At 60.6% G+C, this 22397-nt stretch carries 22 protein-coding genes and 1 pseudogene; 2 read left to right on the top strand and 21 right to left on the bottom strand.

What is annotated here, in order from left to right; all coding sequences use genetic code 11:
• The first annotated feature begins 156 nt into the window (after positions 1-156).
• Positions 157-420, top strand: a complete 264-nt coding sequence (locus tag ACWHYV_RS05260; protein WP_447980764.1) for a hypothetical protein — start codon at positions 157-159, stop codon at positions 418-420.
• On the opposite strand, the pseudogene ACWHYV_RS05255 reads toward ACWHYV_RS05260, so the two are convergent.
• Both ACWHYV_RS05255 and ACWHYV_RS05250 read right to left on the bottom strand, forming a co-directional pair.
• Positions 408-538: pseudogene (locus ACWHYV_RS05255) on the bottom strand (ISNCY family transposase); the annotation flags it as partial. The gene ACWHYV_RS05260 and the pseudogene ACWHYV_RS05255 overlap by 13 nt on opposite strands.
• 156 nt (positions 539-694) lie before the next feature.
• Positions 695-925: a helix-turn-helix domain-containing protein gene (locus ACWHYV_RS05250; protein WP_447979604.1), complete on the bottom strand. Its 231-nt coding sequence runs from the start codon at positions 923-925 to the stop codon at positions 695-697.
• A 129-nt stretch (positions 926-1054) separates the two neighbouring features.
• Between ACWHYV_RS05250 and ACWHYV_RS05245 the strand changes: the two genes are divergently transcribed.
• Entirely contained in the window at positions 1055-1867 is an 813-nt protein-coding gene (locus ACWHYV_RS05245) for an IS1595 family transposase (RefSeq protein WP_447976685.1), read from the top strand.
• A gap of 71 nt (positions 1868-1938) precedes the next feature.
• On the opposite strand, the gene ACWHYV_RS05240 is transcribed toward ACWHYV_RS05245, so the two are convergent.
• The 19 genes from ACWHYV_RS05240 to ACWHYV_RS05150 all read right to left on the bottom strand — a co-directional run bounded on the left by ACWHYV_RS05240 (position 1939) and on the right by ACWHYV_RS05150 (position 22396).
• Positions 1939-2946, bottom strand: a complete 1008-nt coding sequence (locus tag ACWHYV_RS05240) for a glycosyltransferase family 9 protein (RefSeq protein ID WP_447979603.1) — start codon at positions 2944-2946, stop codon at positions 1939-1941.
• Positions 2933-3556 carry a molybdenum cofactor guanylyltransferase gene (locus ACWHYV_RS05235; protein WP_447979602.1) on the bottom strand — a complete coding sequence of 208 codons (624 nt, stop codon included), beginning with the start codon at positions 3554-3556 and terminating at the stop codon, positions 2933-2935. Before ACWHYV_RS05235 ends, ACWHYV_RS05240 begins: the two co-directional genes overlap by 14 nt.
• Before the next feature lie 72 nt (positions 3557-3628).
• Positions 3629-5368 carry a c-type cytochrome gene (locus ACWHYV_RS05230; RefSeq protein WP_447979601.1) on the bottom strand — a complete coding sequence of 580 codons (1740 nt, stop codon included), beginning with the start codon at positions 5366-5368 and terminating at the stop codon, positions 3629-3631.
• Positions 5369-5428: 60 nt separating this feature from the next.
• Positions 5429-6388: a c-type cytochrome gene (locus tag ACWHYV_RS05225; RefSeq protein WP_447979600.1), complete on the bottom strand. Its 960-nt coding sequence runs from the start codon at positions 6386-6388 to the stop codon at positions 5429-5431.
• 65 nt (positions 6389-6453) lie between these two features.
• Complete coding sequence (locus tag ACWHYV_RS05220; protein ID WP_447979599.1) at positions 6454-7770, bottom strand: c-type cytochrome; 1317 nt, start codon at positions 7768-7770, stop codon at positions 6454-6456.
• A gap of 77 nt (positions 7771-7847) precedes the next feature.
• On the bottom strand, positions 7848-9788 hold the full coding sequence (locus ACWHYV_RS05215) for a cytochrome ubiquinol oxidase subunit I (protein ID WP_447979598.1): 1941 nt from the start codon (positions 9786-9788) through the stop codon (positions 7848-7850).
• 94 nt (positions 9789-9882) lie between these two features.
• A complete protein-coding gene (locus ACWHYV_RS05210) occupies positions 9883-10086 on the bottom strand; it encodes a hypothetical protein (protein ID WP_447979597.1) in 204 nt (67 codons plus the stop codon).
• 412 nt (positions 10087-10498) lie between these two features.
• A complete protein-coding gene (locus ACWHYV_RS05205; protein ID WP_447979596.1) occupies positions 10499-11413 on the bottom strand; it encodes a formylglycine-generating enzyme family protein in 915 nt (304 codons plus the stop codon).
• A 3-nt stretch (positions 11414-11416) separates the two neighbouring features.
• Positions 11417-12382: a formylglycine-generating enzyme family protein gene (locus tag ACWHYV_RS05200; protein ID WP_447979595.1), complete on the bottom strand. Its 966-nt coding sequence runs from the start codon at positions 12380-12382 to the stop codon at positions 11417-11419.
• Positions 12383-12410: 28 nt separating this feature from the next.
• A complete protein-coding gene (locus tag ACWHYV_RS05195) occupies positions 12411-12791 on the bottom strand; it encodes a hypothetical protein (protein ID WP_447979594.1) in 381 nt (126 codons plus the stop codon).
• Between the two features lie 2 nt (positions 12792-12793).
• Positions 12794-13453, bottom strand: coding sequence for a DUF3047 domain-containing protein (locus ACWHYV_RS05190; protein ID WP_447979593.1), 660 nt, complete (start codon positions 13451-13453; stop codon positions 12794-12796).
• The gene (locus tag ACWHYV_RS05185; protein ID WP_447979592.1) at positions 13450-15336 is read right to left on the bottom strand and encodes a cytochrome ubiquinol oxidase subunit I; all 1887 of its coding nucleotides are present in this window, start codon (positions 15334-15336) and stop codon (positions 13450-13452) included. Before ACWHYV_RS05185 ends, ACWHYV_RS05190 begins: the two co-directional genes overlap by 4 nt.
• A 4-nt stretch (positions 15337-15340) precedes the next feature.
• Positions 15341-16420 carry a hypothetical protein gene (locus tag ACWHYV_RS05180; protein WP_447979591.1) on the bottom strand — a complete coding sequence of 360 codons (1080 nt, stop codon included), beginning with the start codon at positions 16418-16420 and terminating at the stop codon, positions 15341-15343.
• A gap of 89 nt (positions 16421-16509) precedes the next feature.
• Positions 16510-17010, bottom strand: coding sequence for a PCP reductase family protein (locus ACWHYV_RS05175; RefSeq protein WP_447980688.1), 501 nt, complete (start codon positions 17008-17010; stop codon positions 16510-16512).
• 2 nt (positions 17011-17012) lie between these two features.
• Entirely contained in the window at positions 17013-17729 is a 717-nt protein-coding gene (locus ACWHYV_RS05170; RefSeq protein WP_447979590.1) for a DUF420 domain-containing protein, read from the bottom strand.
• Positions 17722-18735 (bottom strand): methyltransferase, encoded by a 1014-nt coding sequence (locus ACWHYV_RS05165; protein WP_447979589.1) that lies wholly within the window; start codon positions 18733-18735, stop codon positions 17722-17724. The genes ACWHYV_RS05170 and ACWHYV_RS05165 overlap by 8 nt, the downstream gene beginning before the upstream one ends.
• 270 nt (positions 18736-19005) lie before the next feature.
• The gene (locus ACWHYV_RS05160) at positions 19006-19800 is read right to left on the bottom strand and encodes a carboxypeptidase-like regulatory domain-containing protein (RefSeq protein WP_447979588.1); all 795 of its coding nucleotides are present in this window, start codon (positions 19798-19800) and stop codon (positions 19006-19008) included.
• 235 nt (positions 19801-20035) lie between these two features.
• A complete protein-coding gene (locus ACWHYV_RS05155) occupies positions 20036-21394 on the bottom strand; it encodes a HEAT repeat domain-containing protein (RefSeq protein WP_447979587.1) in 1359 nt (452 codons plus the stop codon).
• 63 nt (positions 21395-21457) lie between these two features.
• Positions 21458-22396, bottom strand: coding sequence for a carboxypeptidase regulatory-like domain-containing protein (locus tag ACWHYV_RS05150; protein WP_447979586.1), 939 nt, complete (start codon positions 22394-22396; stop codon positions 21458-21460).
• Position 22397 lies beyond the last annotated feature (1 nt).

Genomic DNA, 22397 nt, shown 5'->3' with positions numbered 1-22397 from the left:
AAATGTCCTCTTGTCAGGTTGTGCGCGCCGCGTGCGCCGCCCTCGCCTTGTCCCGAATCCAGGGATGAGTGGGCCCTGGCTTGATTGTGACGGTCCGCGCACCCGCGGCAGCCACGGAGCCGCCGCCTCACGTTTCACGGGCCGCGCGGTGATGGCATGGTACCGGAGCGAGCGGCCGTGATGCGCGAGGTGCCGCGTACCATCGAGCCGATCTTCGATAAGGATGTGGGGGGCCGGGACCGCCGTGTCGACTTGGTAGAGTTGCCCGTCGTGCGGGACCATCCCATCGCGCCGCAAGACGCGCTGCGTCTTCACACACAACACCCGCTCCACGTGGGGCCCGCGGGCAGCGGGCGATGCAGATCCGGCGCCTTGGCTGGCCGGACGGCAAAGTGCCGGTATCGGCCTTCATACGGATAGAATCTCGCCCAGACGCGACTCGTGGCATCATGATGTAGGCAATCAGCACGCAGCGAGGGCCGCGACCCTCCAACCAATCATGGTGGGAGCCGTCCAGCTGGACCAGTTCCCCGCAATGCGCTTTGCGTTCGCGCCAGGCGCGATGCCGGCGCGGATGCCGTGCAAAATGGTCAACGCCAGCAGCCCGTAACCAGAGCCGAAGCGTCTCGGCACTGAGCCCGATCCCATGCCGCTCGGCCAGCTTCTCGACCGCCAAGGTCGGCCCAAAGTCCCCCTAGTGCTGCGCATACAACGCCAGCACTTGCGTCTTCAGCGCCGCTGACGTGCGCCGGGTCGACGGCTGCCCACGCAAGCGATGAACTAACCCTGCTTCGCCCTCGGCCCGCAGCCGCTTGATGAGTCGCCGCACTTGCCGGACCGTCACCCCCAACCTCTCAGCCGCCTCGCGCTGTCGAACCTGCTTCTCCATAGCTAGCCGGATACAGACCGTGTCCTCTCTGACCATCCTGCCCTCCTTCATCGGGGCAGGCAGTCTATCGAAGAGGACATTTCTAGTTTGGCGAGAGCGGACATAATCATTTTGGGATGGTGATTACTAATTTCTGGGCCAGGCCTAAAATGGAGGCCTTGGCCCATGACACAGACGGCGCTGTCGGTTCGGCTCGTCGACGAACGATTGAGACGACATCAGTGTGTGCGGTGCGGGACACCGCATCGGCAGTATCGTCCGGGGGCGCGCACCCGCTGCCTCGCTTGCCGGTGGCGGTATCGACCCGATCGGGTCGCCCGTGAGCTGCAGATCTTGCAGCTCTTCTGCTTGGAGATCTCGGCGCTGCGGACGGCGCGAGAACTGCGCATGAGTCCCTTGCCGATCTGGCAGCGCTTTATGGCCTACCGCCGCTGGATGGCCACGATGGCCGAGACGGAAGCCCGGCCGCTGACCGGGGAACTGGAATGCGATGAGAGCTATTTCGGCGGCCGTCGCCGCGGAGGGCGGCGGGGGCGCGCCCGTGGCCAAAAAGTCATTGTCTTCGGCATCTTGGAACGGCAGGGCCGGGTCAGCACCGTCGTCGTCCCCCAGGCCGATGCAGCGACGCTGATGCGGGAAATCGAACGTCGAGCGCTCAAAGGTGCCGTCTTCTACACGGATCGCTTTAGCAGCTATAAATCCCTGCGGCGCTACGGCAAACACCTGCCGGTCGACCATGGGCAGACCTATGTGCAGCGGGGGCGTCATTACCTTCGCCACATCAACGGCATTGAAGGGTTCTGGAGCTACGCCAAGGAACGCTTGCGCAAGTATCATGGCGTCAGCCGCTTGCACTTCCCGCTCTATCTGAAGGAAATGGAATTTCGGTTCAATCATCGCCGGGATGATCTGTTCGAGTTGCTTGGGACTCACTTGTTGAAGGTCTTGTTCGAGTATCCGATTGGCTATTCCACCTAAGGAAAAAGAGGCCTTGGCCCAAGATTTAGCAATCACCTTTGGGATTACAGCAGATCGACCTGGGCAAACTGTTATCGACCACACGGCCCAAGCATCCGGCTCATTTCGTTCATCACCTCTTTGGCCTCGATCTGAAAGCACACTTTCTCTGAGCATGCGCGGACACGTTCCCAGCTCTCGCAACGGCACGCTGCGCCCGATAGAACCGTGACCTTCGGTCCTCGCGGAGCCCACCGGTCCACCTTCGTCGGTCCAAAGAGTGCAATGGTGGGCACCGCAAATGCGGCTGCCAAGTGCGTGAGTCCGGAGTCGTTCCCCACATAGAGGTCTGCGGCGGCGAGGAGGCCCGCCATCGTCATCAAGGGAAGCCCCTGTACAACGTTCACCCCCTCGTGAAGGGCCTCGCTGACCCGTGCCACCGCCTCATCGTCGGCCGGGCCACCGATGAGCAGGGGCGTGGCGCCGGCGGTGTTGGCCCCGCGCACGAGTGAAGCGAAGATGTCAGGCGGCGCACACTTGTGCCTGCTGCCGCTGCCGGGATGCAGCATGACAACGGGGCGAGACGATGCTCCCCTTCGCTCGAGCTCTTGCCGTCCGGCTTGCCGCACCAATACAGGGAGCCGTAACGGCCGACCGACGGGACCCGAGTCACTCTTGAACGGGAGCAGCTCCAAGAACCGGTCAGACTGGTGTACGGCGCGGCATCCACTACCGTGCGGGGAGCCCACGCAAGCCTGTTTCACACCGACTCGTTTGAGCCCCCGCTGCAAGGCGCCGTCCCGCCCCTCCAACCAGCAGACCGCCAACTCACATCGACGCAAGCGGTCAGCCAGGACAGGCGCCACCTCGCCGGTATCCTCCAGAAGGCCAGCCAAGAGCGGCCCTTCCAATGGATACACCGCATCAACTTCTCCGCAGGCCTGGAGCAACCGTGCGGGCTCGGCAGCGGCAAGAAGGGTAAGGACATGGCGCGGAAACTTCTCCCGGACGGCCCTCACCGCGGGCAGCGCGAGAAGGATGTCGCCTAAGGACCCGGGATGGATGAGCAGAACGGTTTTTTCGGCGTTACTCGCGTCCATCCTGCATCTTCACGAGCTTCCGGCCGAATTCGAGATCCGCGGGTGAGTTGATGTTGAGAAACGAGAGGAGTTGCGGGTCATACATTCGTACAGTCGTCTCCGGGACTTCACTGACACGAAGACCCGGCCGGCTGAGCACGCCGTGGATGGCGAGGGACCGGCGCTGGAGCATCTCTTCAAAGTGAGGAAGACAGGCTTTCCCGTAGACGGCATGCATAGGCTGAAGTCCGGTCAACAGACGCACGATGACGATGTCGCTCTCGGCTGGGAATCCGGCCAAATACTCGATCAAGGCCATATTGAGAAAAGGCATGTCACAGGCCGCCACAAAAATCCGCTCGCGTGTGGCACGGAAGAGGCCGGTATAGAGCCCGCCCATGCTACCGCCATCAGGAATGATGTCCGTCACAACCGCGTGTTTCACGTCGGCCAACGCGCGGTCCTCCTGCGCTGTCACCAGAATGATTTCCTCGAAAAGCTGCTCATAGACGGCTAACGTCCGTTGCAGCAGCGTTCGTCCACCGAGGTCCAGGAAGCGCTTGTCTTGTCCCATGCGGCGACTCTTCCCGCCGGCCAGTAAGACGCCGCTGACCCCCTTCAGTGTCGCCATCGGCAGGACCTTCTCGCAAATAAAAAGGGGGAGTGGGATAGCCCACTCCCCCTTACCACACAACCAAGAGCTCTAAATCTTACCCTGTCTCTTGTTCTTCCGTCGGGTCAGCACCCAGCCTTCAAGGATCACGATACCGACGGCGATCAAAGTTGGGTAGATATACGTCTCTTTTGGAATCGGCGGCTCGAGGATCGTGTAGTAGAACGCCGAAACGGACATCTTCCGTCCTGCATCCCCGTTGTGCCCATCCCACACGAAGAACACGGTCGGGATATACTTCCCCATCTCGAAGTACGTGTCTTCGTCGTAGTCGCCCTTTCGAGGACGGCTGATCATCACCGACCACCGCCCATCCTTCCACTCCGACTTCATGACCTTCAGCTTCTCGGTCATATCGTCACGTTCTTCGAAGTCCTGGTCCCAACCCGTCCCTGTAAAGGCCCGGACCGAGCCATCGGCCTCCCACTTGACGATATCAACCGGATACTTTTCATCCCCCCAGAAATACCGCGGCTTCTCGGGTGGCGGGATCTCCTGCCACTTCACCGGGAACTGGAAGGCGAGAGCATCGTTATAGACCGTGTACTTTACCTGCTGAGCGGCAATGGAGCCTTCTTCGCCTGTCTTAGGCGGCTGCTCTTTCACACCATACGCTTCAAGGTTGACCTCGGTCGGCTCAAACGGCGGCTTCTCTGCAGCCACGCTCTTTGAGCGATCATCCCACTGGAAGAGGAAGACGATGTCCTTCTCGTTGTAAAGCGACTTGACCCAGATGTCATCGATACGGGTTACGAAGTTCCGCGGCTTGTGGGTGATCTGACCGCCGAGCGCGATCAACCGCCGTTCGCGCTTCTGCCACATTTCGTTTTCCGGATCGTCCGAAATCTCTCCTTCGACCGGTCCCGAACGCAGCACAAAATTGATCTTCGGCTTGTCGGTCAGAGGATCGATTTCAAGAGGATTTCCGTTGACATCTCGTTCGCAGAGCGAGTTGACAAAGTTCGCGATGTGCCATCGCTCTTCGACGGTCGTGTTGTCCGCGAAGGAGGGCATCGGGGTTCCACTGACCCCCGTCGAGAACGTTCGGAAAATGTTCTTCACGTTATAGGGATCGCGTCGGCTCCCCCGGAAGTTCCAACACTTGTGCCAGTTGGCCGGCTGGATCGGAAAGCCCCAGTCATCCTTGAGATTGAAGGCGTTGCCGTCCCCACGACCCTCGGCACCATGGCACTCCACGCATTTTTTGTCGACGATCAGCTGTTTACCTTTTTCCAAGCTCTCCTTGCTGACGGGGATAGGCTTGATATCGCCCAACTGCAGCACCGTTTGCGTTTCGGTCTCCTTGTCGTCGAACTTGCGGTCCTTCACCAGCTGGGTTGTGACAAAGGAGAGGACTTGCAACCGCTGCTCTTCGCTGAGAATACCATCCCATGGCGGCATCGCCGACCCCGGCAAACCATGAGTCACCGTTTCAAACAGATCGTTCTGCCCGGGTACCGGCTTCCGCGAGTCGAAAAGTGGCAATTCCCCGCTCGCCGTATGCCGAATCTTGAACGTTCCTTGGTTGAAATTCCGAGGGCGCGGCCAGAGTCGGTCCGCGGCCGGGCCATCCCCTGCTCCATCGACCCCGTGACACCAGACGCACTTCGTAAAGTACACGCGCTTGCCGGCCTCGATCATTTCGGCAGAAGGCAAGGGGGCCAACTCCGCTTTCTTGAATCCTTCCGGCAGACCCTCTTGCGCGAAGGTCGAGACGGCGCTGCTTCCCGATGCCAAGACCGCGCCAAGCGCTACCGCCGGCAGCAGCATCAACTTCCCATTAAACCGAAGACGCCTCATAGATGTACCCCTTCACCGGATAGTGTGGGATTAATCCCAAGTCCTTGGATAATAGCCGGTATGCCAATACTCGAAGAGAATGACCTTCCAAATTTCGTCCGTCGTGAGATGCTGCTCCCATGGGGGCATCACCGACGCCCAAGGGAATCCTTCCCTGGGTAGCCCAATCCCGCCCTTCGACACACGCCAGAACACGAAGGTCTCCTGGAGCTGGGCTAAAGTCCCCGGGTCTGTAAAGTTTGCCGGAATCGGATTGAAGGCAAAGGCGTGAAGGCCACGGCCATTCAGATTGTCGCCATGGCAGAAGTGACAATTTTGGAAGAAGATCTCTCCACCCTCGCGGACGTACTTGATATACCCTTGGGCATTCGGGTCCCAGGGATTGGCATCCGGACGCCCTTGCATCAGACGCCCCATGCTCTGCTCGGTAATGAGCTTTCGGGCGAATTCCTCGTCGAACTTCCCCTCGAGATTCACCCGATAGGGATTGTAAGACGTTTGGAGGACAAAAGTTTTCCCGTGCACCTTGGTGCTGGCAGGCGGCGCAGGATGCACGGTCCGAAGCTCGATCGGCTCTTCTAGGTTCGGCAGGAACGAGTTATACGAGAACCCCCAAAGAATGATGGGAAGAGCGATCAGATACACCGTTCGCAGGACCCTGTGAAAAGGGGTCACCGCATCCAAGACGTTCATGATTGGTTGTTTGAACTTCCGCCAATCTTCTTCGTTGCTCGACATCCACATGAAGATGGCGATTAACGAAACCGTGCCGTACATGGCCCGTACGCTGAACGGGATCGGCGGATAGATGCGATACTTCAAGTACAACATAATGAATACCCAGAAGAGAATGCCCTGCCAAAATCTGGGAATTCCCATTCCACTCCGGTCCAGCAGATAGCTGATGCCCGCGAAGACGGCCACGCAGAAGGCCAGCTCGAAGATCATCTGCATCGGCATGAAGCCTTCGATCAACTTCAGCGATGTCATGACACAACACTCCTTGTTAGGTCAGGGCGAGCACACGGTCGCCACAAAGCATGAGCTCAGAGTTCTTAGATCTTTGGCGGCGCTTTTCCCTCTTCCAGTTGGGAGAGGTAGTCGACGATCTTGTTCAGCGCCCCGGCGCTCAATTTCTGTCCGAAGATCTTCGGCATCGTGTTATCAGGAAATCCCTTCACGACGTAGGCGCTTGGATTGATCACCGATTCCGTGATGTATTCCCGGACGGACTTGGCCGTTCCCTTGTAAGCCGGATCTTTTAACCGGCTGGGGGCGTTGGTCTTTTCCACCAGCTTCGGACCAATCGTTCCGACGGCGCCTGCGATGCCTGGAATCGTATGGCAGGCCACGCACTGAGCTTTCGAGAAGATCTGATCAACCGGCTCCGATCCATCAGCCAGCAGTCCACCTCCGGCTTGCGCTTTCTTCTCGTCCTCAGGCGACGCCTGCTTCGGCCGGTCTGCCTCCGGGATGAATTTTTCGTAACTCTTGACGATCTCTTCGTAGCTTGGCGCGTCCTTCCCTTCTCGGACGTACATCCAGGTGTCGACGGCAGCCAACTCTCCGATGGAGAGGGAGATGGGCGGCTTATGAATCGCCGGCATCGGGCTTTGCTTGTCGTTGGTCCCTTTGACGCCGAACCCCGCGACGACGTAGCAACTCGGACAAGCATGCGACTCGGCTATGTACTCCTGTCCTGTCTCCGCTGTTCCCGCTCCGGGGAAGGCCTCTTTCTGTTCCGTATCCCGATCGCCTGGCTTCCCCTTGTGATACCGAGGATCTTCAAGGCGCTGCTTGGCTCGATCCGGAACACCGAACAGGTTTGGAGCCCGCTCACTCAAAAATCCTTCGTTAAAGCCATGACAGAGCGGACACTGTCCCTTTCCAATGGCACCTTGAACCTTGCTCTGCCCGAGGCCGCCGAAGATGATTTTTTCGCCTTCATCCGCAAGCTGCTGGGGCGTCATCGACGCAAAGTCAAGCTTCACTTCAGGGGGAGGAAACCCGCCTTCCACTTGAGGGAGCCAGTTGCCGTACCCGGAAAGCGCCGCCGCGACCAGGAACATGAATCCGCCGATCTTGAAGAGGGCACTGATGTTCGCGAAGTACAAGGCCATCATGAAGGAAAGGGCGGTGATCATGGCGAGGGAGACGGGAAGGAGGCGGGAGTTGCCGTTGAAATTAATCTGATAATTTGCGATCGCGATAAAGAGCATCACCGACGCGATCATACCGATGAATGTCTTGAAGACCCGTTGGCGCTTCTGCACTGGGTCCGGGGTGCTGACCTGGAAGTAGATCAGCAACCCTCCGAGCAGGGCGAGCACCGGCCACCCCAACTCAAACGCTGCACCTAGTAATTCCGCCACGTGAAGACCCTCCTGGGCCGCACCGGTCCTCACACCGGTACGGCCCTTATGTCAGAAATTCAAAACTTACCGAATCACTAATGGCCGACTGCTGGCTCTGGCGCTCCTCCGGGAACCGGGACCTTCGCCGCCACCGGAGCCTTCTTGGCTCCAAGCGTTCCGAGCCAGAAGACGAACATGATGCTGATCCAGAAGAACAGGACGTTGAACGAAATCATGTTCGCAGCAAATCCGACTGTGTGCGTGTACGCCCAGGGTGAGTTATCCCGCATGATCTCATTGACGTGCCAGAACAACCGAACCGAAGAGCGGATGTACCCCATGAGGCCCATCATCCAGGTGAATGCCGTCGCAAGCATGATCAATGCGTACTGCGACCGCGCGGAGATCCGACCCCACTGGATTGGCCCCAACTCTTTGGCTCCCTTCAACATCGAGAGATTCAGAGCGGTCATGAAGAACAGACAGGAGAGAGTCGTCGCCACCTGCGGTACCGAGAGACCGACGCGCACGTTGGCCGGAATGTAGTACCCATAGATGGCGAGCCAGACGATGTTCACGTAGGCAAAGAAGAAGAACACGCCCATGAAGATATTGCCGAACTTGGACCAGGAGACGGCTGGGATCTTGTTCCCGCGCTGGTACCAGATGAAGCTCAGCACCGTCGTGGTGATGATCACGTTGATCCCGCCGTTCTTTGCGGACATCACACCGTAGTTCCCCAGAACCGGGTGCTGCTGACCGCCCATCGCCTTCAACTCGGCCGGAGTCATCACCATAGTGTGCGGGGTGATGAAGACCAAGAACCCAACGACCAAGATGAACACGAAGTACTTGATGTACCGCTGGAACCGCTCAGCACCCGTCATGCGACCAAGCGCTTGCCATAGATAGTAGTTCGTGCTGAGGAAGAGAATGCCGATCATCGTCGCCTGAATGATGAACAGCCATGCAAGTAGGCCGCCCATCAGAGTGATGCCCATCTGCTGCCGGTAGGCATACACCTCCCGCATGAGCCAGTAACCGGCAAAGGGCAGCGGGATGAGGAAGGCGACGCCCAAGGACATCGCGATATACCCCATCCAGTCGTAATGTGCCCGCTCCTCGTCGTTCTTGGCTGACAAGAAGCGGTACGCCGCATAGGCGGCGACCACGCCGCCCCCGAATGCCATATTACCGAGAATCCGGTGAACGTTCAGGGGGTTCCAGAGCGCGGTATGGAGCACGTGCCAGATGTTCCCGAGATAGCGGCCCTGCTCATCGACACCCGCCGGGGACATCATGAACCCGATCCACGAGTTGGCGAGGAACATGAGGACGGTACCGATGACGTTCAGGATCACGGACATGCTGAGGTGAATCCACTTCAACAGCCCTTCCTTCATCTTGTCCCAGCCGTAGTAGTAGATGTAGAGCGTTCCGCTCTCCGCCACGAACATCAAGGCGTAGATGTGCATGACGGGGCGGAAGATGCTGGACAGATAGCTGAAGAAAGCCGGATAGAGAGTCAGGAAGGTGAAAATCAGAATGCCGCCCAGGATGGCGGTCAAGGAGTAGGCCGTCAGGCTGATCTTGATAAAGTCGTAGGCCAATTGGTCGTACTTCTTGGCCATGGCCTTATCCTTCGTGACCACCCCAATGAACTCGATCACCATACAGAAGATCGGGACGGCCAGCACGAAGCTCCCATAGTAGAGGTGCTGCTGATTGGCGAACCACAACAGCACCCGACTCTCGAAGTTGTACCGGGGATAATCCTTGGGGCTATCGGTCGTCTTCGGGGCCGGCGCACCAACCACGATCCCCTCGGTCTTGTAGTAGACGTCCCGGGCCTTCTCGACTTTCTTCTCAGGCTCGCCGCCCTCCTTCTTGACAGCGTCGGCTGGTGGGCCTGGGGGCGCCTCTCCGCCGCCGCTGGCAAGCACGGGAACGGACACCAGGATTGGCAGCAAAAGAAGACCGACCATCGCGCTCAACGCTAGAATTGACAGCGTCTTCTTTCGGGTTACACTACCCATGACAACCTCCTTAAGCAGTCACGAAATGGTTCCGAGATTTTCCGCGAGCCTGAGAACCACTCGGAGACTTGGCGCTCATAGCCCCTGGGCCTCGTTATTTGCGGAACAAGTACCAGTAGTCGAGGCCTTGCATATCCATCAAGTAGTGATCGACCAAGTGAAAGTAAGCCACCACGATCAAGATCGAGACAATCACGGCATAGGCTGTGTTGTTCAGCAGATTGGCCTTCTTCCCGACGAACAGCAGGACGGCCCCGATCACCAGCAACGCAAACCAGAAGACGGGATTAGTGAACATTGCAATGCTCCTCGATCAAGAAAGAAGTAGAAAGCTTTCTCCACGGGTAGGGCGCGGGAGTCAGCACGGACATTGAATACCCGCAAACCAATAGAAGAACCAGAGACTGACTGCACACGTGATGTAGAAAATCATCTTGCCAATTTTGGTCTGGATATCGCTGTGGGCCGTCGCTTCCATACTCCTTCTCCCTGATCTCCTTTCCGATTAAGCTGTGATGAGCAACGAAAGTCAGTCAGTATTCTTGACAGGTTTTTGGACCGTGTGTTAATCCTTCCTCACGCAGCGATTGCTCTCGAAGAGGGGCGAAATAATGAAGAAAAACTCAAAAGTGTTCGACATTATAGTTTTGGCTGGAATGGTTGTCAATATAATTTTGGCCGTGTTTCTGATCCTCTACTACTTCGATTTTCTATAACTTCTCAGCATCCGACTGCCCCTTTCCTTCTACCCCTACAGCACCCGATCTTGCACAACGAAACCCGATCGTCTCGTCGCGAAAATCGGGGACCATCTTACTGCGGCTCGTCAGGCGGACATCGCTTCCGGTGTTCGTATAGACCCCTCCCCGCAGCACCTTATAGAGGCCATACTCTGGGCCGGTCGGGTTCCGTTCGACCGGCTGCCGATAGTAGTCCTCTCCGTACCAGTCAGCCACCCACTCCATGACGTTGCCGGCACCGTCCGCGACGCCGAAGGGACTGATATCGCGTGGGAACGTGCCAACTGGTGCCGCCACATCGTATCCATCGTTGACCCGAGCCCAGTTGGCCCCCATCGGGTCGGGATCGTTGCCCCACGGCCATAGGCGGGCATCGGTGCCCCGCATCGCTTTTTCCCATTCCGCTTCCGTCGGAAGTCGCTTTCCCTTCCAGCGACAGTAGGCGTCGCCGTCATCCCACGACACGTACACGACGGGTTGGTTCACGCCCCTCATCTTCACCATATTCTTGGCATAGCGTGAAGGAGGGCCGGGATAACGGTGATTGGTGGCCGAGACAAAGGCCATGTAATGCCCGTTGGTCACCTCGTAGCGGTCGATCCAATACGCATCGAGGTAAATAGAGCGAGGCGGTCGCTCGTCAAACCCGCCGGCATCAGTTCCGCGGACGAACGGTCCTGCAGGAATGAGCACCATGTCATCGGGGATGAGGGGCTCGCTGGAGGCGGATCCGACAGAGTCGGCCGGCAGCCCCCCCTCCTCGGGCGGGGCGCCGGTATCCTCGTAGGGCGTGAGCTTGGTCCCTCGCAAGATCCCCATCACCGGAAGACTGGTCATCAAGAGGACCGTCACCCACATGGCAACCTTGAATCGCGTTTCGAGCATAACTCACCGTTGGGCCTCCGCCTGCCCGGATGATCGCACGGGTGGCCCGCCGTCACTGGTCGCTGTTGTCTTGGCCGACTCATCCTCGCTCTTGGCACAGCGAATCCCGATCGTGCTGTCAGTCCGCCACATCTTCGCCTGGAAGCGCTTTGACAGCCGGGCATTGTGCTGCGTCTCCCGCCATGATCCACCGCGGATCACCTTGTGCTGGCCCTCCTCCGGACCTTTGGGATCGCGAAAGGGCGCCTTGCGGTAATAGTCCTCACTGTACGTATCCGCGACCCACTCGGCCACGTTCCCGGTCATGTCATACACCCCGTAGGGGCTCCGTCCGGATTCAAACGACCCCGGGGGCGCAAGGTACTTGAATCCGTCTTCCTCGCCGTCCACGTTGGCATACCCGGTTGCAAATTCATCGCCCCACGGATACTTTCGCTTCCCCTCGCCTCGTCCCGCCTTTTCCCATTCCGCCTCGGTCGGTAGTCGCTTCCCGGCCCATCGACAGTAGGCTTCGGCGTCGGCCCACGACATGCCGATGGCCGGCAACTCGGGCCGAAGAATCTTCGATTGATCGTCTTCGAAAACGGGGATGAAGGGTTTGCCGCGTTTGGTCGCTTTCACGAACCGATCATACTCCGCCTGGGTGACCTCCTTCTTGTCGATGTAGTAGGTCGAGAGGAAGACGGAATGCTCCGGAGCTTCGTCGGGATCACCGTCGTTGCTCCCCATCGTAAAGGGGCCTGCAGGGATCTGGATCATTTCCCGCCCTTCGTCGCCGACGATGGTCTTGTAGGCCGAGAAATCGCGCGGGGCCGCGACCGGCGCCGCTCGATGCTCGGTCTTGATCGTGGCGGCCAGTTCGCGCATCTGCTTCGACTTGTACGACTCGTAGACCAGGCCGACGATCATGAGAATGAACGAGGCGAAGACAAAGACGATCGACCCGATCAGTACCCCTCGATTTTCCATATGCCCCCGTGACATCCGCCCACCGGCGTCAATGTCCCTGCCCCTCGCTTTGCTGATTCCGCTTGTGCTCAGCCCACAGATCCAGCAGCATGGACGACTGTACACCGAGAAAACCGCCCATCGCCGCCCCGGCCCCGGCCCCGAATGAAATCTTGTCCTCGCCCGCAAGCAGCCAGGCCAGTAGGCCGCCGAGCAGCGTACCGATGAGGATGCTGACGAGAAACCGCCGCCCGCCAAAGGCGCCGATCACCGTGCCCATCACCACCCCGATCCCGACCCCCAGGGGCATCATTTGCTCGCCCATGAGGACGCCGAGCAACGCCCCGACGGTACCCATCACCGCGGCCCCGAGAATCATATCGGCGACCCGGCGGCGTGATCCAACTCCACCGGCGGTCGAGTGGCGCATGGTCAAGGAGTCGTCGCGGTGACGGCGATGGGACCAAAATCGATCTCGACGTCGGGACCCGCCAACAGCGAAATTCCCCACGCCTTGTCAGCCGGCTCGTGATTATGGATGCGCTTGAAATCTAGGTACGCGTTCACGCGTTCTTCAATCCATTCCCCCACGGGAGCAGTCCCCGTTCGGATGATGATTTCCGAGGCGGACGAAAATCCGCCCTCGGTGATGCTGCCGACGGGTTTCGCCCGGCTCCACACATACTTGGTCGTGACCGGAATGAACATCAAGTCCGTGTCCAGCGAGATGAAAACCGCGGCGATCAAATCGTGCTTGTCGTCCGAAGCCGGCGGCGCGGACTTCAACCGCCACCGCCAGGTCACGACCGGGAGCGCCTTCGGATCCCAGCCCAACTTTTTGTAGACCCGCTGATCCGCACCCTTTGCCGCAAGGAAGGCGACGTGGCCTTCCTCCTTCACGACGCGATAGGTCTCTTTGGCACGCGCTTCGTTCCGCTGCGCCCGCCATCCCGAGGGCCACCCATCCGTCGCCGTCTGGAAATCTTCCAACACGGTCATGCCGTTCGATTGTCCGGCGGCACATGGCCCGGACGGCAGCCCGGCGGTCGCCGCAACGACCGCGAGGATCATCACCACGAGTCGTGTCTTCATGATACTTGCGCCTCTCCCGATGGAGCACCTACGAGCCCTTCCCGCCCGGTAGACGCCCGTTCCATGAGCGCCGCACGCTCTTCATCGCGACGGCTCAGCCAGAACAAGAACAATACCGTGAGCCAAAACACCACCATGTTCAGGGTCACCATCTTTGCGGCAAACCCGAGCGACGGCGTGAAGGCCCATGGCGAGAGGTCCGGCATGATCTCGCTCACATGCCAGGACAGCCGCCCGGTCGATCGAATATAGCCCATCAGACCCATCACCCAGGTGAAGGCGGCGGCCAACCCGAACAGCACCACCATCCCTCGCACGGAGATCTTGCCCCATTGGATCGGCCCGTGCTGGATCGCGCCGCGCGTCATGGCTCGGTTCAGCACCACGGCGACCAGCAGGACCGTGAAGGTGGTTGCGGCTTGGGGCGAGGACAAGGCGACGCGGATCGCCGCCGGCAGGTAGAACCCATAGACCGAGAGCCAGATGATGTGGACGATCCCGAGCGTGAAGACCACAGCCAGGACGGCGTTCCCGGTCCTCGCCCATTTCACCGTGATCGTACGGTTGGCGCGACGGTAGAGAATATAACTGAGCGCGGTCAAGCAGATCATGACGTTGATCGCGCCGTTTTTCGCCGACATGACGCCATAGTTGCCGATCACCGGGTGTTGTGCGCCGCCCATCGCCTTGACCTCGCTCGGCGACATGATGATCGTATGGGGCGTCAGCCACACCATCAGGCACGCCATAAGCCCATACACCAGGTACTTGAGGTAGTTCTGGTAACGCTCGCCGCCGCGAATCCGCCCCATGCTTTGCCACAAGTAGTAGTTGATCCCGAGGAAGAGGACGCCGATCAGCAGGGCCTGAACGACGAACAGCCACGTCAACAGCCCGCCCATCATCGTCACGCCCATGCTTTGCCGGAACGCATAGACCGACCGCATCAGCCAATACCCGGCGATGGGCATGGGCAAGAGGGCGCACACGGTGACGAACAAGAAGAGATAACCCACCCAATCGTAATACGCGCGTTCCTCGTCGGACTTGCTCGTAAGGAACCGATAAGCCGCATATGCCATGACCACGGCGCCGCCCGACATGATATCGGCCAGGAAGCGGTGGACGTTCAACGGATTCCAGAGCGCCGAGTGCAAGAGATGCCACACGTTGCCGAGGTACTGCCCCTGCTCGTTGACACCGGCCGGTGACATCATGAACGAAATCCACGCGTTGGCCAGCAGCAACAGGACCGCCCCCATGACGTTCGCGAGCACCCCGAGCGTGGCATGGAGCCACTTGCTCACCGGGCCCTTCATTCGGTCCCAGCTGTAGTAGTACACGACCAGGAGCACGGCCTCCCCCAGGAAGACCAAGGCATAGATCGGCATCATGCTCTTGAACGTGCCGCCCATGTAGCTCATGAAACTGGGATACAGGCCGATGAAGAGGCCGAGCATCACGCTCCCGACCAACGCGGTGATCGAAAGCGCCAGGAGCCCGACCTTCAGGAAATCACGCGCCATCCGGTCATAGCGGGCCGCCCAGAGTTTGTCACGGGCAAGCAGCCCCACGACCTCCATGATCACGACGAAGATCGGCAAGGCGAGGACGAAGCCGCCGAAGTACGTATGCTGTTGGGTGACGAACCACACGACGAGCCGGCTGTCGAACGAGCCCAGGCGCGGATAGACGATCGCATCCGCACCCGGAGCCGGCGGGCCGCTCGGCACCCCCTCCGTTCCGAAATACACGTCCTTCGACTGGGCAGAAGTCGGGTCGGGCAGCGTCAACGTGAGGAGCGGCGGGAAGAGTGCAAGGAGGACCCATACGGCGAGAAGGCTCAGGCTCCTACAGGGCACCCTGCGTTCGACTGTCAGCATCCGTTCAACTCCGTTGTGCAGGCTCGGTGAAGACATGATCGGGCGCGGTCATCCGACCGGACGCGGCCTCCGGCTTCGAGAGCAGACTCATCACGAACGGGCAACGGAGCAACGAGGGCGGAATCAGGCGCTGGACCCGGTCTTCTTCATGACGGCGGACACCGAGATAGTAGCCGTACAGGCCCATGAGCGCCGCAACGACCGCCGCCATCAGCGGCTGGACCAGAACCGGTCGCGACACGTCGCGCGAGAAGACGAATATGACCAGGCCGGCCAACGCGAGATAATAGGTGGCCCCGAAAGCCAAGCCCGGCCACCACCAGAAGCGAAACAACTGCAGCCAGCCGGTCGAAGCGACCCGCACCCGCCATGGCTCCGGCCGTTGCTCGCCCGAGAAGTAAGCCGCCAGCGCGACGGTCGCCGAAACGACCGACGCCAAGCCCAACTGGACCAGTACATGAGCTCCACTCGCCCCGAAAGTGAGCGCGACGAGACCGACGAGGCCGGCCAAGCCGGCGCCAGCGGACACCCAGGCGAAGGCCTGGCGGGGATGAGCTGTGAGCAGCGCCCGCAGGCCCGCGCCGTCCGGGAAGGTCGGCACCCGGCCCCCCTCTCGTGCAGTCCGCTGAACGTGACCGATCTCGAAGGCATCACGCGCCACCGACGTACAGGCGATGATGATCGCCATCATCGCGGGCCCCTCGGGATGCTCGAGGAAGTCGTACTGGACGACTAGCTTCAGCAACGCAAGCACGAGCAAGGACAGTTGAACTCCGTACACCCACCCGATCCACCCGGCCACCCAGGCCGCTCGCGCCGCTCCGTCTTCGCGCCATGAGACCCTGAACGGGACCCCGCGTCCCATGCGATACGCCCAGAGCGCGGTGAGAGCCGAAACCACGCCGCTGATGCCGAGCAGCACCAAGGGGTCCGACAACGGCACGACGTGCTTGGCGCCCCGATAGATCACGAACGCCACCAGGCCCGGGACGAACATGACCCATCGTTTTCGTCTCCGGACCTGTACGTCGGTCACCGCCAACGTGAGGCTCGGAAGCACGCGCAAGGCAAGGCGATGCAGCATAACAACCCGTGTAGAGTGATGAGGGATGAATGATGAGTTGCGGCCGCTATTCAGAATTCATCATTTCAGAATTCATCATTCAACATTCATCACTCGTCGTTGCTTTTCGAGAACATCCCGAAGTATCGCGCTTTGACCCGTTCCATGAGCGCCACCGTCACCCGCCCTTCGTCCAGGTCCAGGGCCGTGCGCTCCAACTCCTGCCTGGCCATCGCACGCACGGCGGCCGGGACTTTGTCCAAGCGCTGTTCTGCGTCTGGGTCCCACGTCACGACCCCGCCGTTTCGCGCCCGGGACAACACCGCGGACGTGATGACGCGCTCACCGTGCGACCGTGCGAACGATTCCGCCTCTTCTTCGACGAGAGGCTGCAGATACGGCGGGAGCCGCTCGAGGGTGTGGCGGGCATCATCCGACCACATGAGACGATCCACCAACCTCACCGTCTCATCGGGCGCCCCGAGCCCGCCGACATGGCGCTGGCACCGGCGGCACTCACAGCGGACGAGCCAGAGGGGCGGGGAGGACTCCTGCCAGACTTCGTCCACCCCTTCCGTATGCATCCAGTTCCCGCAGTCGCAGACGAGCATGGTCACCCGATTTTCCCGGGATACAGAATGTACAGCATCACGTAGGTCACGCTGCCGGTCACGAACAGGACGCAGTAGATGACCATCGTGAACGTGCCCAGGATCCGGTGCCGCCGCTCGCCGTTCGGCCAAATGCGCTGAATGAGGACTTCGACCGCGAACACGATCGCGATCAGGATGAGGAGCCCCAGGTATACCGACAGCTTGCGCGTCGAAAACCCAGCGCTTACCGCCCGGGAGAAGAAGAGCAGCAGCACGACGCCGGAAATCCCGCCGAAGATCGCGACGATCCTGCGCCACGGCGTGACGAGCAGATCGTTCCGCAACAGCCGTTGCCCGCCGCGAACGATTTGGGTGCGAAAACCGAGCACGATCATGTAGACCGCCATTACGAGACCGATGACCACCAGGACGATGTGAAACGTCAGCAACGGAATGAAGACGTTGTCGTAGAGCTCCTGGGACCCGCCGAAACCTTCCTTCCCTTCGAACGCGAGCACGCCGAGTTGGCGGAACAGGTAGTAGCTCGTAAAGAACGCGAGCATGGCGATCATCCCGCCCAGCATGAGCCAATGGTGCGCTCCCCCCTGGCGCCGCTTCGCTTGTACCCAGCCGACGATGAAAAGACCGGTGAACAGGGCCGCCATGAGCTGGCTCACATCCGCCCCGACCGTCGCATGCGTCCCGAAGAACCCCGGCTGTTTCAGCCATTCATACATGCTGTGAACGCCCCACGCGATGACCACTCGCCTTCACGCCGTGGACGACCGCGGTCGGCTCCACTTCGGTGACGCCGCTGAACCCCGCCGATTCCATCCAGCGCAGGGCATCGCTGACCTTGTAGCAGCGCCCCCGCTCCGTGTTCACGAGGATGTGCACGGCGAAGGCCGTCGCCCACGCGGGACTTGTCCCCGTTTCATCGAGAAATCGATCTTTGATGAGAAGACGCCCTCCCTCCGTCAAATGCGTCCAGGCCTTGTGGACGAGGGTCTGATTGGCCGCACCTTCCTGGTAATGCAGGATGTCCGACATCAACACGACATCATAGGGCCCGCCCCAGGGGTCCCGATTGAAATCGCCCGGCATGAGCGCGATCCGAGACTCGAGACCGGCCTCTTTCACCATGCGCTCCGCCGTCTTCAACGTGGCCGGAAGATCAAAGACGGTGGCATGGAGCTGGGGATAGCACCGGCAAAATGCGATCGCATTGGTCGCCGCCCCTCCGCCGAGGTCCAAGAGCGTCCTTGCCCCGTCGAGTTTCAGCCGCTTGGCAAGCTCGGGACTGCTCTGCCGTCCGATACGGTCGAGCACCGACAGCACGTTCCCGCCGAGCTCCGGATCGGTCTCGAACACGTGTCGCGTCACCGGGGAACGGCCGGTCCGTATGGTCTGTTCCAGCTTGCCCCAATTCTCCCATTCCGCGTCATGGAGCAACAAGAGATGGCCGATGTATTGAGAGGAGGAGCGGACCAGATGGGTCGAGGCCGTCCTCGTATTGCTGAAACGTCCTTGCTCTTTCGAGAGCAGCCGCATCGCGACGAGGGCGTTCATGAGAATTTCCAGCCGTTCGCCGTCGGCTTGAAGACGCCCGGCGAGCTCATGGGCAGTTAGTTCTTTACCGTCGAGGAAGCTGAACAGATCCAGCTTGACTGCAGTGAGGAGGATCTTGGTTTCCCAGTAGTATCCGAGCTGGAAAATTTCGGCGAGCGAGAGTTCTCGTGCCACTCCGTTCCTCGATGCATCACGTTCCCTGAAATTTCCGCATCTTACTCAGTTCGGCTCGACAAAGGCAAGACGAAGACGGAAGTCCTTGCCATCCGGCGCCGCGTGCTTGCACGGCGGTGGGTGAACGCGTGTCATCGGGAGTGCCCGACCGCCGAAGCTCGTGTACTCAAGCCGGAGAGCACGATCGCCTGGGTCATGGGCACCGAAACGAAAAGGGCGACGGCCGGATGAACCGGCCGTCGCCCTTCGGCGACGAAGAAGTACCCGACGTTACTTCTTAATCTCGAACTTCGCCTGAGCCGTGCCCCCCTCCGGGACATCGACTTCGGCCTCAACCTTCCCCGCAAACGGATGCCACGCCACCAGCTTGTGCTTCCCGGCCGGCACATCCTTGATCTCGAACGTGCCATCGTCCTTGGCGACGGCAAAGTGACCGTTCGACACCGGTAGGAAGAAGGACTGCATGAACTCATGCTGGTCGCACTGCAGCCGGAACATCGAGCCCTGCTTGTCCTTGCGGAGCACGACCGGCTTTTCGAGCTTCGATCCCTTCTCGGCAAGCCCGATGTTGAACACCGTGGAAGACGTCGGACCAAGCACCTCGAAGGAGTGCGGGTTGTGGAGCACGCCCTTCGCCGACTTCGGGTCCTCGGGGTCGGCGTCATGGTTCTCCACCCGGAAGATCTTCTGCTTCACCACGACGCCGGTGTACGGCTGAAACTCGCAGAACTCGGCCACCACATCGGTGCCCTTGTAGCCATCGGTGAAGGCCTTGTCCTCGATATCCGTCACCGCCACGACCGCCGCCTTCAGCCCCCCGTCCTTCCCGACCTCGATCGTCTTCAGAATCCGCTTATCGCCCTTGGCCAAGTCCGCCTTCTTCTCGGCGATCTTCGGACAGAACTTGGGATTGGGAAACTTCGAGAAGAGAAATTCCTTCTCCTCGGGCTTTCCGCTGTAGGTCACCTTCCCCGTGATCGTGCCTCCCGCAAACGAGGAGAGGGGCGCCACGAGAAACGCGCCTACGATGAGTCCGAACACTATCATGATGCTACTTTTTCTCATGAGACTGCCTCCTTGTGATAGAACACGACAAATTGACCCGCCTCCGTCATCGCGCATGACTACTCCGAGCACCCGCTCTCCTCCCTCATGAAAGAGAGCCTCATCTACCCTTGCTGGCACCCATTGGTTCGACCGTGCTGGTGGGCCGTCCTAGCGGGCTTGAGAGTACGAGGGCCGTTTCTATACTCCAACTCCATGATTTGTGTCAAGAAGCTGATCATGCCCGCTCCCGTCCTCAGCCGTGCCGAGTCCCTGACGAGACCTTCAAGATCCGCCCGAGCGCTCCTCCGGCCGTCGCACGGACCGCTTCATCCTGATCCCGCAACGCCCGCTTCAGGATGAGAACGATGCGGTTGCCGCCGATATGACCCAGCGAGCGCGCCGCGGCGATCCTCGGACGCGGCAGCGAATCGCCGAGCAGCTCTTCGAGCACGGAGACAGCCTCGTCGGCCTTCGCCTTCGCCAGCGCTTTGGCGACCGACGACCGCACACCCGGATCGGTGTTCCGGGCCAGTGCACGAACCGTATCCGCAACCCGTTCGTACGGCAGGCCGAGCTCAAGCAAGGTGGCAACCGCCGCGGCCCGGACGGCCAAGTTCGAGTCCTCCAGCATCGCCTCGACGCTCTGAGCGGCATTGGAAGCGCGCATGGCCCCTAAGGAGACGGTCGCGGTCGCGCGGACGGCCGGGATCGGATCCTTCAAGAGGCCAATGACGCCCGTGCTTGCGCTCTCCATCCCGAGATCTCCAAGAGCCGCCGCGGCCGCACCACGGACCGAAGGCTGCGGATCGTCGAGCGCCGCCTGAAGAATCGGAAGGGCGTTGACGTCTCTGCTCTCGCCCAGCATGCGTAGCGCGGTGGCACGCTCGTCGGGATTGGCCGCGTGCGCGGAGGCACGGACGCGGTCCCAACCATCCGACCGTTTCAACCGAGCCAACATGCCGGCCGCCGTCACCCGGACGAGGGACTGATCGTCGTCCAGCGCTTTTTGAATCCGCCCGGCGACCCGGGGATCATCGGAGCGCCCGAGCGCCTTGACGGCGGCCGCCCGGACGACCGCCGCCTGGTCCTCCAACGCCTGCTGCATCCGAGTAGACCGCCGCCCTGCGGGCAATCGCCCGAGCCCTTCGACGGCCAATGCGCGGACCAACCCCGATCCGTCGTTGACGCCGTCTTCCAGGTACGGCACCGCCTCCTCGGAATCGAGCTCCTTCAGCGCCGTATACGCCGCCCCCCGCATCTGCTCCCGCATGTCCTTGAGCAAGGGGGTGATGAACCCGATGGCCACCTCCCGCAGCAATGGACCGTCGTCGTGTCCGACCTGCTCGCTCAGGCGATCGTACTCAGTCAGCGCGTCCGCCGGCTTTTGGAGGCCGAGGAGCGCTTTGATTCGCAACCGACGCGCCTCGACAGGAGCATCCTGGGCCTTGAGGAGCGGATCGACCAATTGCAAGACGCGCTCGTACTGCTTGCCCACCAGGGCCTGCTGCGCCAGATCCACGTTCCCGCTTCTGGCGCTCAAGGCGGGCGCGGGCATCACGACCAAGATGAGCAGCGGCAGGAGGAGACCGGATCTCAGCGGGCGCCGGTGCAAAGACGGCGCCGCTGCCTGCGCTCCTGGAGGTCCCGCAAAAAGACGCAACGACGACCTCACGCCTTACTGCTGGCGCTCGACGATGGGATCGATCGTGACTGGGCGACCCAGTGCCGCGGGTCCGAACCGAGCCGGTTCCATGATTTCATAGGCGGTTCTCCGGCCCACCGGCGCCTGCATCGCCAGGTTCATCGGCGTGACTTTCTTCGGTTCAACGGTCACGACGCGCTCTTCCAGAGAACCGACATAGGGGTGCCACGCGACGAGCCGATAGGTGCCGGGGGGCACGTTTTCAATCGCAAAGGCCCCCGTCCGATCGGTGATGTCGTAATAGGGATTGCGGACGGCAACCGCCCAGCTCTCCATATAGGCATGGAACCCGCACTGCATGACGAAGAATCTCCGCCCTTTGCTCAGACGGATCTTTTCCAACATCGACTTCCCGGGCTTGTGGCTATGGGTGGCATGCAGATCCCCGCGCTTGTGATCGGAATTCATCGGCAGCGGAGAGTTGAAGAGGACCCGAGTGCCGAGCTCGCGCGAGGTTTCGTACGCTTGGATATCATGCATCACGGGGTCCATGTTGACCACCTCCACGGCGTGCTCGTCCCGCACAATCGTCACGAACGGCGTGAATTGGCAGTCGCGCGCCTCGATGCGCGGCACCGACAGATCAAACGGCTTCCCGGCGTCGATTCCTTCCAGGAGAACGACGACGTCCTGAAGTCCATAGAGGCCGCTCTCTTCGTCGACGCGGAAGTCCCGGAGCAGGCGCCAGCCTTGGCCATTAGAAATCCGGCCGCAGTATTCGGGATCCGGGAAAGTGACCAGATTGAACGCTTTGGGGGCGGGCGTTTGGCCCTTGAGGGTGACGATGCCGGCGATCGTTCCGCCGTTCGGCACATCGACCACGTCGTAGGCATGGACACGAACACCGAAGACCGAGAGCCAGAGCGAAGCGGCCAGGCTCACCGCGATATGCCAGCGTACTGATTGTTTCACG

The organism is Candidatus Nitrospira bockiana (assembly GCF_965152565.1).
This window is presented reverse-complemented; position numbering and strand designations above follow the sequence as displayed.

Bases quoted from the DNA above. Each gene is read 5' to 3' on its own strand.
- ACWHYV_RS05260 (WP_447980764.1), top strand. From the start codon at position 157: ATGGTACCGGAGCGAGCGGCCGTGATGCGCGAGGTGCCGCGTACCATC.
- ACWHYV_RS05250 (WP_447979604.1), bottom strand. From the start codon at position 925: ATGGTCAGAGAGGACACGGTCTGTATCCGGCTAGCTATGGAGAAGCAG.
- ACWHYV_RS05245 (WP_447976685.1), top strand. From the start codon at position 1,055: ATGACACAGACGGCGCTGTCGGTTCGGCTCGTCGACGAACGATTGAGA.
- ACWHYV_RS05240 (WP_447979603.1), bottom strand. From the start codon at position 2,946: ATGGACGCGAGTAACGCCGAAAAAACCGTTCTGCTCATCCATCCCGGG.
- ACWHYV_RS05235 (WP_447979602.1), bottom strand. From the start codon at position 3,556: ATGGCGACACTGAAGGGGGTCAGCGGCGTCTTACTGGCCGGCGGGAAG.
- ACWHYV_RS05230 (WP_447979601.1), bottom strand. From the start codon at position 5,368: ATGCTGCTGCCGGCGGTAGCGCTTGGCGCGGTCTTGGCATCGGGAAGC.
- ACWHYV_RS05225 (WP_447979600.1), bottom strand. From the start codon at position 6,388: ATGACATCGCTGAAGTTGATCGAAGGCTTCATGCCGATGCAGATGATC.
- ACWHYV_RS05215 (WP_447979598.1), bottom strand. From the start codon at position 9,788: ATGGGTAGTGTAACCCGAAAGAAGACGCTGTCAATTCTAGCGTTGAGC.
- ACWHYV_RS05210 (WP_447979597.1), bottom strand. From the start codon at position 10,086: ATGTTCACTAATCCCGTCTTCTGGTTTGCGTTGCTGGTGATCGGGGCC.
- ACWHYV_RS05205 (WP_447979596.1), bottom strand. From the start codon at position 11,413: ATGCTCGAAACGCGATTCAAGGTTGCCATGTGGGTGACGGTCCTCTTG.
- ACWHYV_RS05200 (WP_447979595.1), bottom strand. From the start codon at position 12,382: ATGGAAAATCGAGGGGTACTGATCGGGTCGATCGTCTTTGTCTTCGCC.
- ACWHYV_RS05195 (WP_447979594.1), bottom strand. From the start codon at position 12,791: ATGCGCCACTCGACCGCCGGTGGAGTTGGATCACGCCGCCGGGTCGCC.
- ACWHYV_RS05190 (WP_447979593.1), bottom strand. From the start codon at position 13,453: ATGAAGACACGACTCGTGGTGATGATCCTCGCGGTCGTTGCGGCGACC.
- ACWHYV_RS05185 (WP_447979592.1), bottom strand. From the start codon at position 15,336: ATGCTGACAGTCGAACGCAGGGTGCCCTGTAGGAGCCTGAGCCTTCTC.
- ACWHYV_RS05180 (WP_447979591.1), bottom strand. From the start codon at position 16,420: ATGCTGCATCGCCTTGCCTTGCGCGTGCTTCCGAGCCTCACGTTGGCG.
- ACWHYV_RS05175 (WP_447980688.1), bottom strand. From the start codon at position 17,010: ATGCTCGTCTGCGACTGCGGGAACTGGATGCATACGGAAGGGGTGGAC.
- ACWHYV_RS05170 (WP_447979590.1), bottom strand. From the start codon at position 17,729: ATGTATGAATGGCTGAAACAGCCGGGGTTCTTCGGGACGCATGCGACG.
- ACWHYV_RS05160 (WP_447979588.1), bottom strand. From the start codon at position 19,800: ATGAGAAAAAGTAGCATCATGATAGTGTTCGGACTCATCGTAGGCGCG.